The sequence below is a fragment of the Streptosporangium roseum DSM 43021 genome, from assembly GCF_000024865.1.
GTDB lineage: Bacteria > Actinomycetota > Actinomycetes > Streptosporangiales > Streptosporangiaceae > Streptosporangium > Streptosporangium roseum.
Genome location: NC_013595.1, coordinates 3,804,369 through 3,814,300 on the forward strand (window position 1 = coordinate 3,804,369; position 9,932 = coordinate 3,814,300).

Consider the following 9,932-nt stretch of genomic DNA (forward strand, 5'->3'; position numbering starts at 1 on the left):
CATGCCGGGGCCCCGGTGGTGTCCGCCGAATTTCCGGCGGCTGGGCGGCGGACGCCGTACGAAGAGTCGGGCTCGGCGTCGGTGAGGCGAGGGCCGGCGCGGCCTCGCCCCGGTCGCCGGATCAGCGGGGCGGCACCGCGCCGACCAGTCGCCGGACCGCGCCCACGTCCCCGGTCACGGTGAGTGTGCCGTCCTCGATCGCCGACTCCAGCGGGCATTCGTGGCTCAGGACGGACTGCAGCGTGCGGTAGTCGCTCGCGACGTGCACGTCCGCGGGGTCCGGGGTCTCGCCGCGCGCGACCGCCGTCAGTTCGCCTTCGGTGACCTCGACGCGGTAGACGTCCCGCTCCAACCGGATCCGGTAGGTCGCCGACCACGGATCGTCCGGCCGTGGGACGAAGAACGCCCGCAGCCCCAGGAACACGGTGTCGGCGCTGATGTCGCCCTCCAGCGGTACGACGGGTGAGCGCATGCCCCACGTCCGCAGTGCCGCGAAGACCGGTTCCAGCTCGGTGCCCCACTCGGTCAGTTCGTACAGCCTGGTGGCCACGGGCGGCGGCTGCGCGCGGCGGCGCAGCACGCCGACCGCCTCCAGGTCGCGCAGCCGCTGCGCGAGCACGCTGGGGCCGAGGCTCGGCAGGGCGGCCTGCAGATCGGCGTAGCGGCGCGGGCCGAGGCGCAGTTCGCGCACGACCAGCAGCGCCCAGCGCTCGCCGATCATGTCGAGGGCGTGGGCGATGGGGCACGCCTGGCCGTACGTCCGCCTCCCGGTCCTGCCGGGGGAGTTCTTCTCGGATCCCATCGCCACCTCGCTTGTCGGCGCATCGCTACTTCGAAAATCGTAGCAAGGACTTCGAGTTTCGAAGTATAGTCGGCGCATGCCAAGTCACCCCCAGCCAGGAGGCATCTCGTGAGCACCGTCCCGCCGGCGTCGAGCCCGTTCCGGGCCGCCCCCGAGAAGATCGTCCGCGCCAACGGCGTCGACCTGGCCACGCAGGCCTTCGGCGACCCGGCCGCGCCCCCGATCCTGCTCGTATCCGGGGCGGAAGCCTCCATGGACTGGTGGGACGACGACTTCGCCGCCCGGCTCGCCGCGACCGGCCGGCACGTCATCCGTTACGACACCCGCGACACCGGCGGCTCCACCACGTTCCCGGTCGGCGCGCCCACGTACACGCAGGACGACCTGCTCGCCGACGCGCTCGGCGTGCTCGACGGGTACGGCCTCGCCGCGGCACACATCGTCGGCGTCTCCATGGGCGGCGGGCTCGCGCAGTGCCTCGCCGTGCGGCATCCCGGGCGGGTGCTGACGCTGACCCTGATCTCCACCAGCCCCGGTGGCCCCGGCGGCCCGGAGAACCCCGACCTTCCCCCGATGAGCGAGAAACTGGCGAAGATGTTCGCCGACCCCGCGCCCGGCCCGGACTGGGCGGACCGCGACGCGGTGATCGGCTACTTCCTCGACGCCGAACGCGTCTTCGCCGGCACGATCCCCGTCGACGAGGAGCGGGTCCGCCGCACCGCGGGCCGCGCCTTCGACCGCAGTCCGGTCCCGGCCGCCGCGTCCAACCACTGGATGATCGAGGGCGGCGAGCCGGTCCGGTCCCGCCTCGGCGAGATCACCGCGCCGACCCTGGTGCTGCACGGCACGGCCGACCCGCTCTTCCCGTACGGCCATGCCGAGGCCCTGGCCCGCGAGATCCCCGGCGCCACGCTGATCCCGCTACCCGGGGTGGGCCACCAGATGCCGCCGTACGAGGTCTGGGACACCGTCATCCCCGCGATCGGCGCGCACACCGGTCACGGCCAGGGGTTCGTGGTGACGCTGTAGGCGAAGCGGTACTCGAAGTCGCCGGACTTGGCCCAGGTCATCTCCCAGCTCCTGCCCGCGACGGCGGTGACGCGGACCGAGCCCAGCTTGTCGTCGCCGATCAGGTCCTCCTCCTTCAGCTCCAGGGTGAGCTGCTCGTTCGGGGCGGCCGTGAGATTGGCCCAGTTGATGTTCTCGTCTCCCGCCGACCGCACGTTGCTGCCGGGCGGGCAGGCGGCCCTGGAGGCGTCGAAGACGATGCAGTCGTTCTGCGCGGTGCTGATGCCCGGATACTGGCTGGGCCAGACCAGGCCGTTGCCGCTGCGGAGCATGTAGAGCTCGTCGTGGCCGGATTCGGAGATGTCGGCGGCGTACAGGCTGGTGAGGCGGATGAGCAGTTCGCCGGAGCCACGGTGGGCGCTGGCGGGTGCCGCCTGCGTCAGTGGCAGCACCAGAAGGAGTCCTGTGACGGCGGCAGCTCGGCGCCATGAGTTCGTCATGCCCTCAGCCTGAGCTGTTCCACTTGGAAATCGATTGGAGCACGGTTGTGGCGCCCCGGCCGCCCAGGTCCGCCACCGGGCCGTCACCTGCGGCCCGGATCAGCTCGGCGAAGACGGAGATCGTGGCGTGGTTGAGCGGGTCGGCGTGAAACGCTCGGGGATGGTCTCGGCGTAGAGGACGGCGACGGTGTCGTAGGCGGCGCGGGTGGCGGTGAGGAAGTCCGGCTCGGTCATGGATGGTCATGGTAAGAGGCCGTTTTCGCGGCCGGTCCCGGCAGGATGTCAAAACCGGGCCGTCCGCTACGACTCTCCTCTGACGGCGCCGCCCGGCGCGTCGCGGAAGCCATGGATCATTCGAGGTGATGACATGCAGTTCCTGCTGATCATGCAGATGAATCCGCAGGTCTGGGACACCCTGACCGAGGAGGAGCGCAACGAGGTGATGAACGGCCACGGCGCGTTCATCGACACCGTCAGGGCGGCGGGGGAACTGGTCGGCACCACCGGCCTGGCCGACCCGTCGCACAGCGCGGTGGTACGGGTCCGGGGCGGGGTGGCGGCGGTGACCGACGGCCCCTACCTTGAGGCCAAGGAGTACATCGGCGGCTACTACCTGGTCGACTGCGAAAATCGTGAGCGTGCGCTGGAGCTGGCCGCGCTGATTCCGGACGCCGGGGTCGAGGGGCTCGGGATCGAGGTGCGGCCGCTGATGAGCCCGGCGGGGATGGAGATGTGAGCGTGGCCATCGAGGGACTGCTGCAGGAGCTGGCGCCGCAGGTCCTCGGCGCGCTCCTGCGCAGGTACGGCACGTTCGACACCTGCGAGGACGCCGTCCAGGAGGCGTTGCTCGCGGCGGCGACGCAGTGGCCGGCCGAGGGTGTCCCCGACAGGCCGCTCGCCTGGCTGGTCACCGTCGCCTCCCGCCGGCTGGTCGACGAGGTGCGCAGCCAGCAGGCTCGCCGGCGCCGCGAGGCGACCCTGGCGGCGCGGGAGGCGACGGACGCCGATCTCGTGGCGGCACCCGACGTCCGGAGGCCGGGTGACCGGGACGACACGCTGATGCTGCTGTTCCTGTGCTGCCATCCAGCGCTGACGCCGGTCTCCCAGATAGCGCTCACCCTGCGCGCCGTCGGCGGCCTCACCACCGCCGAGATCGCGCGGGCGTTCCTCGTCCCAGAGGCCACGATGGCACCGCGGATCAGCCGGGCCAAGCAGCGGATCAGGGCAGCCGGAGCGACCTTCCCGACGCCCACGACGCAGGAATGGGCCGACCGGCTGGACGCGGTCCTGCACGTGCTCTACCTGATCTTCAATGAGGGCTACACCGCCAGCTCCGGGCCCGACCTGCACCGTGGCGAGCTCGCCGGAGAGGCGATCCGGCTCACCCGGACGGTGCACCGGTCACTGCCCGGCAACGGTGAGGTCGCCGGGCTCCTCGCGCTGATGTTGCTGACCGACGCCCGCCGTCCGGCCCGCGTCGGGCCGGACGGTTCCCTCGTGCCGCTGGCCGAGCAGGACAGGGGCCGGTGGGACGGCGTGGCGATCAAGGAGGGCACCGCGCTGGTCACCGATGCCATGGCCAGGTCGCCCCTCGGCCCCTACCAGCTCCAGGCGGCGATCGCCGCGCTGCACGTGCAGCCACCGCGGGCCGAGGACACCGACTGGGGGCAGATCCGCGTCCTGTACCGGATCCTCGGCCGGATCGCGCCGAATCCGATGGTCACGCTCAACCACGCCGTCGCGGTCGCGATGACCGCCGGACCGCGCGCCGGGCTGGAACTGCTGGAGACCCTCGACGGCGACGCGAGGATGGCCCACCACCATCGCCTGCACGCGGTGCGCGGACACCTGCTGGAGCTGGCCGGCGAGGAGGCCGGGGCGAGGGAGTGCTACGAGATCGCGGCCCGGCATACCACGAGCATCCCTGAGCGGCGCCACCTGCGCGAACGGGCCGCCAGGCTCCGCTCGCCGGGGCGGTGACGCCGTCCCGGCGAGCGGAGCCGTTCAGGCGAGGGCGGCTACGGCGGGCGCGCGGCGGGAGAGGAGGGAGTCGCGGATCTCGCCGGCGCGGACCGCGGTGGTGGAAAGCAGGGTGGAGGAGATGCCGTGGGTGTGTTCGGTGCCGCCCTGGAGGTAGATGCCGGCGGTGACCTGGGGGGCGGTCTCGACGCGGTGGTCGCGGCCGACGCGGACGGCGTCCTCGTCGTCGCGCAGGCAGAGCTTGGCCGTCTCGCCCAGAAGGGTGCCGATGTCCTGGGAGCGGTAGCCGGTGGCGTGAACGAGGATGTCGGTGGTGAGGACCGTCCGCTCGCCGGTGGGCAGGAACTCCACGGTGACGTCCAGGCGGTCGTCCAGGGCGCGTACTTCCCGGATGCGGGAGACGTTGAGGATGTGCAGGCGCTCCCGGTCCTGAACCTTCTCGCGGTAGGCGGTCGCGTAGAGGGACTGGATGAGATCCGTGTCGACCACCGAGTAGTTGGTGCTGCGGTGGTAGTCGAAGAGGGACTGCTTCACCCCGGGTGGGGCGTTGAAGTAGACGTCGACCGCTTCGGGATCGAAGATCCGGTTGGCGAAGGGGCTGTCGTCGGCCGGCGTGTAGCCGTATTTGGCGAAGACCGCGTAGACCTCCGCCTCCGTGAAGGAGCGATGTAGGTAGTCGACGGCCTCGGCGGCGCTCTGCCCGGCGCCGAGCACCAGGGCGCGGTGGACCGGGGTGCCGGCTCCGGCCAGCTCGGCGACGCGCGGGATCAGCTCGCTGTTGTGCCAGACCCGGTCGGAAAGGACGGTGTCCGGCGGCAGGTGGGGTTCCAGGCCGGTGGCCACGCAGACGTTGCGGGCCCGCCGTACGACGGTGCGGCCCGGGTCGTCGGGGTGACGGCTGATCACGTCGAGCCAGCGGATCTCCCCGTCCTCCGTGACCACCGGTTCGACGGCCAGGACCTCGGCGGAGTAGCCGACCAGGTGGTCCACCCGGGCGGCGGCCCACTCGAAGTAGTCGTGGAACTCGATACGCAGCGGGAAAAGGGTTTTCTGGTTGAGGAAATCCGCCAGCCTGCCGCGCTCCTTCAAGTAGCACAGGAAACTGAACTCACTCGTCGGGTTGCGCATTGTGACGAGGTCCTTCAGAAAGGAGACCTGCATCGTCGCGTCGTCGATGAGCATCCCCCGGTGCCAGCCGAAGTGCGGCTGTCTCTCCAGGAACCCGGCGTGTAACCGCTCTCCGGCGGGGACTTTCGCATTGTGCTCCTCAACTGCTATGGCCAGCGCCAGATTTGACGGTCCGAAACCGACTCCCAGGATGTCGTAGATGCTGTCCGGCCCACTACGCAGTGTGTTCACCGCGGCATCGCCTCCCTCTGCGCGTCATATTTTAAATAAGGTTAGCCTTGCCTTGCAATGATGCATTTCGAGGAGAGGATCCACCATGCGGGTCGTCATGTTCGGCTACCAGACGTGGGGCCACCGCACGCTGCGGGCTCTGCTGGACTCCGACCACGAGGTGGTCCTCGTCGTTACCCATCCCAGGAGCGACCACGCCTACGAGAAGATCTGGGACGACTCGGTCGCCGAGCTCGCCGAGAAGCACGGCGTCCCGGTGCTGCTGCGCTACCGGCCCGACGACGAGGAGCTGCTCGCCGCGCTCCGCGACGCGGCACCGGACATCATCGTCGCCAACAACTGGCGGACCTGGCTGCCGCCGGAGATCTTCGACCTGCCGCCGCACGGCACGCTGAACGTCCACGACTCGCTGCTCCCCGCCTACGCGGGCTTCTCGCCGCTGATCTGGGCGCTGATCAACGGGGAGAAGGAGGTCGGCGTCACCGCGCACCGCATGAACGCCGAGCTGGACGCGGGCGACATCGTGCTGCAGAGGGCCGTGCCGGTGGGACCGGCCGACACCGCGACCGACCTGTTCCACCGGACGGTCGACCTGATCGAGCCGATCGTGCGCGAGGCGCTCGACCTCATCGCCTCGGGCAGGGCGCGGTGGGTCGCGCAGGATCGCAGCAAGGCGAGCTTCTTCCACAAACGGTCCGTCGAGGACAGCCTGATCGACTGGAACTGGCCGGCGGAGGATCTGGAGCGGCTGGTGCGCGCCCAGTCGGACCCGTACCCCAGCGCGTTCACCTACCACCGCGGGGAGCGGATCCGGATCGTGTCGGCGGCGGTGTCGCGGGCCCGCTACGGCGGCACCCCCGGGCGCGTCTTCATCCGCGAGGGGGACGGGGTGGTCATCGTCACCGGCGCGGACGCGCGGAGCGGGCAGCGGCCCGGACTGGTCCTCAGGCGGCTGCGCACCGACGACGGCACGGAGCACGCGGCCGCCGACTACTTCCGGACCATGGGCGGCTATCTCACCTCGCAGCCGTGACCGCCCCGGCCGGAAGGCGCCCGTCGCCGGAGTGACCCTCCCGCCGGGACCGCCGCCGGGCCGGGCACCCCTTTCGGGCCGCCGCCGGGCCGGCCCTCTCCACGGGACCGCCGCCGCTCCCTCCGAGGAGCCGATTCTTCCGGGGTCGCCGCCGGGCCGCCGGTACGGCGACGGCCCGGCGGCGGGCTCAGGCCGTCTCGGCGACCGCCCTGATGGCGGAGGCGCCGTGGTGGCGGCTCATCGGGATGATCAGCGGTGTGCCGCTGACCGGGTCCGTCGTGACCTGGCAGCGCAGATCGAAGATCTCCTCCACGGTGCGGGCCGTGATGACGTCGGACGGGACGCCCTCGGCGACGATGCGGCCGGACTTCATGGCGATGACGTGGTCGGCGTACCGGCAGGCCTGGTTGAGGTCGTGCAGGACCATCACGACCGTGCGGCCCTCGTGCCGGTTGAGGTCCGTGATCAGGTCCAGGACGTCGATCTGGTGGGCCAGGTCCAGGTAGGTCGTCGGCTCGTCCAGCAGCAGCACCGGGGTGCCCTGGGCGACGGCCATGGCGATCCAGGCACGCTGGCGCTGGCCGCCGGAGAGCTCGTCGACCGCGCGGTCGGCGAGGCCGGTCATGCCGGTGGCGGCCAGTGCGCCGCGGACGGCCTGCTCGTCGGCCTTCGACCACTGCCGCCACCAGGTCTGGTGCGGCGACCGGCCCCGGTTGACCAGGTCGATGACCGTCAGCCCCTCCGGGGCGACCGGCGTCTGCGGCAGGATGCCCAGGCGCTGGGCCAGCTCCCTGGTGGGGATGGAGTGCAGGGCCCGGCCGTCGAGCTGGACGGCGCCCCGGCGCGGCGCGAGCAGCCGTGCCAGAGCCCGCAGCAGGGTGGACTTGCCGCAGGCGTTGGCGCCGACGATGGCGGTGACGCGGCCCGGCGGGATGACCACGTCGAGGTCCTCCACCACCAGCCGGTTGTCGTACGCCAGGTGCAGTCCGCTCGCCCGCAGGTCCGGGTCGGTGGTCGACATGCGTTCACCCTCCTGAGCCCGCGCGGTTGGCGCGGATGAGTAGCCAGAGCAGGACCGGCGCGCCGAGGACGCCGGTGACGATCCCGACCGGCAGTTCCGTGCCGGAGATCAGCTTGCGCGCGATGAGGTCGCTGGACAGGATGACCAGGGCTCCGGTCAGCCCCGAGGCGATCGGCGGCGGCCAGGCGGTGCCGGCCAGCCGCTGGGCGATCTGCGGCGCGGCGAGCGCCACGAAGGCGACCGGGCCCGCCGCCGCGGTGCCGAAGGCGACCAGCCCGACACCGGTGAGCAGCAGGGCGAAGCGGACCGGCTGCACGCGGGTGCCGAGACCGGCGGCGATGTCGTCGCCGAGCTGGAGCGTGCGCATCAGGCGGCCCAGCACCAGTGCCGCCGGAACCAGCAGCGCCATGACGGCGGCGAGCGGGACGGCCTGCTCCCAGGTGCGGCCGTTGAGATTGCCCACCAGCCAGCCGAGCGCGGCCTGCGCCTGGAACCGCCCGCCCCTGGCCACCAGATAGTCAGTGGCGCTGGTGCAGACCCATGCCACCCCGATGCCCACCAGGATGATCCGGTAGCCGGTGGTGCCGCGCCTCCAGGCCAGCATGTAGACGAGCAGGGCGGTGGCCAGCGCGCCGAGCAGCCCGAGCGTCTGGGTGCCCAGGCCGCCGTCCCAGCCGAGCACGATGCCGGCGACCACGGCGGTGCCGGCGCCCTCGGTGAGGCCGATCATGTCCGGGCTGCCCAGCGGGTTGCGGGTCATGGTCTGGAACAGCGCGCCGGAGACGGCGAAGGCGACGCCGACCAGCAGCCCGACCACGGCGCGCGGCAGCCGCAGCTCCCGGACGACCAGCAGGGTCCCGGGGTCGCCGGAGCCGACCAGCGCCTTCATCACATCGACCAGGCGGATCGGGTAGTCGCCGACCGAGACGCCCCAGCAGAAGACGAGGAAGGTGGCGACGGAGAGCGCGGCGCACACCGTGATCAGCCGTGGCCGCAGGATCCCGGAGACGGGCGGGGCGGCCAGCCGGAAGGTGCGGTGGGAAGAGGCGGGGATCTCCCCGCCGGTGCGGTGCGGGGTCTTCCGGGGCCGCAGGGGCGACGGTACGTTCATGCTCACACCTCCGCGAGCCGACGGCGGCGGACCATGGTGATGAAGAACGGGCCGCCGATGAAGGCGACCAGGATCCCGGCCTGGATCTCGACCGGCCGGCCGACGACCCGTCCGATGATGTCCGCGACGAGCAGCAGGCAGGGGGCGAGCACCGCCGACAGCGGCAGCAGCCAGCGATGATCGGGGCCCAGGCCGGCGTACTGGGCCAGGACCCGGGCGATGTGCGGGACGACCAGCCCGAGGAAGACGACCGGCCCGATGACCGCCACCGCCCCGCCGGTCAGCAGCGTGATCGCGATCACGCCCTGCAGCCGTACGAGACCCAGCCGCCGCCCCAGCGAGGCGGCCACGTCGTCACCGAGGGCCATGCTGTTGAGCGTGGGCGCGCAGGCCAGCGCCAGTACGGTGCCGGCGATGACGAACGGCAGGAGATGGAGCACCACATCGCCGTTCTGGTCGGCGAGCGAGCCGGCCGACCAGAAACGGTAGCGGTTGAGCGCCTCCGGGTTGGTCAGGACGACGGCGCTGGTGAGTGAGGACAGCAGCGAGGTCACGGCGACTCCGGCGAGCGCGAGCTTGACCGGCGTCAGACCGGACCGCCCCAGCTTGCCCAGCATGAAGACCAGGACACTCGCGACGAGCGCGCCCGCGAAGGCGAACCAGATGTAGCCGAGCAGCGTCCCCAGCCCGAGCACCGCGACCGACAGCACGATCGCGAAGGCGGCGCCGGCGCTGACGCCCAGTATGCCGGGGTCGGCGAGCGGGTTGCGGGTCAGCGCCTGCATGAGCGCGCCGGACAGTCCGAGAGCCGCGCCGGCCGTGAGGCCCAGCGCGGTGCGCGGCACGCGCACGGACCAGATGACGTTCTCGACGAGAGTGCTGCCCGGGTGGCCGAGCAGCGTCCGTACGACCTGGTCAAGGGGGATGCTCAGGGCGCCGAGCGCGAGCGACAGCAGGCAGAGCGCGACGAGGAGGGCGCCGAGCAGCGCCACGAGAAAGGCCGGCCGGAGCGCTCCGCTCCGAGTCATCGGGCTGTCTCCACTTTGCGACTTCCTTAGGTTAGGCAGACCTTAACTTTAGCCCGCGGGGCTGAACTGCCGCTCTTCGCAAGGGTCTAT

Annotated in this window: 11 protein-coding genes; 4 read left to right on the forward strand and 7 right to left on the reverse strand. The window is 71.6% G+C overall.

The annotated features are described in order from the left end of the window. Positions 1 to 121 precede the first annotated feature (121 nt). Entirely contained in the window at positions 122 to 802 is a 681-nt protein-coding gene (locus SROS_RS16785) for a winged helix-turn-helix transcriptional regulator (RefSeq protein WP_012890137.1), read from the reverse strand. 108 nt (positions 803 to 910) lie between these two features. Here SROS_RS16785 and SROS_RS16790 point away from each other — a divergent pair, with 108 nt between their 5' ends. Continuing rightward, on the forward strand, positions 911 to 1,831 hold the full coding sequence (locus tag SROS_RS16790) for an alpha/beta fold hydrolase (RefSeq protein ID WP_012890138.1): 921 nt from the start codon (positions 911 to 913) through the stop codon (positions 1,829 to 1,831). On the opposite strand, the gene SROS_RS16795 is transcribed toward SROS_RS16790, so the two are convergent. Both SROS_RS16795 and SROS_RS53880 read right to left on the reverse strand, forming a co-directional pair. After that, a complete protein-coding gene (locus SROS_RS16795; protein WP_012890139.1) occupies positions 1,801 to 2,262 on the reverse strand; it encodes a hypothetical protein in 462 nt (153 codons plus the stop codon). The two genes, SROS_RS16790 and SROS_RS16795, sit on opposite strands and share 31 nt — an antisense overlap. Positions 2,263 to 2,409: 147 nt before the next feature. After that, entirely contained in the window at positions 2,410 to 2,544 is a 135-nt protein-coding gene (locus tag SROS_RS53880; protein ID WP_012890140.1) for a hypothetical protein, read from the reverse strand. A 133-nt stretch (positions 2,545 to 2,677) separates the two neighbouring features. Between SROS_RS53880 and SROS_RS16800 the strand changes: the two genes are divergently transcribed. Together SROS_RS16800 and SROS_RS16805 are read left to right on the forward strand one after the other, a co-directional pair. Then, a complete protein-coding gene (locus tag SROS_RS16800) occupies positions 2,678 to 3,046 on the forward strand; it encodes a YciI family protein (RefSeq protein ID WP_012890141.1) in 369 nt (122 codons plus the stop codon). A 2-nt stretch (positions 3,047 to 3,048) separates the two neighbouring features. Next, positions 3,049 to 4,290 carry an RNA polymerase sigma factor gene (locus SROS_RS16805; protein ID WP_012890142.1) on the forward strand — a complete coding sequence of 414 codons (1,242 nt, stop codon included), beginning with the start codon at positions 3,049 to 3,051 and terminating at the stop codon, positions 4,288 to 4,290. 24 nt (positions 4,291 to 4,314) lie between these two features. On the opposite strand, the gene SROS_RS16810 is transcribed toward SROS_RS16805, so the two are convergent. After that, positions 4,315 to 5,649, reverse strand: a complete 1,335-nt coding sequence (locus tag SROS_RS16810; protein WP_012890143.1) for a lysine N(6)-hydroxylase/L-ornithine N(5)-oxygenase family protein — start codon at positions 5,647 to 5,649, stop codon at positions 4,315 to 4,317. An 85-nt stretch (positions 5,650 to 5,734) separates the two neighbouring features. Between SROS_RS16810 and SROS_RS16815 the strand changes: the two genes are divergently transcribed. Next, complete coding sequence (locus tag SROS_RS16815) at positions 5,735 to 6,682, forward strand: methionyl-tRNA formyltransferase (RefSeq protein ID WP_012890144.1); 948 nt, start codon at positions 5,735 to 5,737, stop codon at positions 6,680 to 6,682. A 187-nt stretch (positions 6,683 to 6,869) separates the two neighbouring features. Here SROS_RS16815 and SROS_RS16820 read toward each other — a convergent pair whose 3' ends face one another. From SROS_RS16820 to SROS_RS16830, 3 genes are read right to left on the reverse strand one after another with little or no spacing between them, the layout of a single operon-like run. Continuing rightward, positions 6,870 to 7,703, reverse strand: coding sequence for an ABC transporter ATP-binding protein (locus SROS_RS16820; RefSeq protein ID WP_012890145.1), 834 nt, complete (start codon positions 7,701 to 7,703; stop codon positions 6,870 to 6,872). 4 nt (positions 7,704 to 7,707) lie between these two features. Then, positions 7,708 to 8,814, reverse strand: coding sequence for a FecCD family ABC transporter permease (locus SROS_RS16825; protein ID WP_012890146.1), 1,107 nt, complete (start codon positions 8,812 to 8,814; stop codon positions 7,708 to 7,710). 2 nt (positions 8,815 to 8,816) lie between these two features. Beyond that, positions 8,817 to 9,842: a FecCD family ABC transporter permease gene (locus SROS_RS16830; protein ID WP_012890147.1), complete on the reverse strand. Its 1,026-nt coding sequence runs from the start codon at positions 9,840 to 9,842 to the stop codon at positions 8,817 to 8,819. Positions 9,843 to 9,932: the final 90 nt, after the last annotated feature.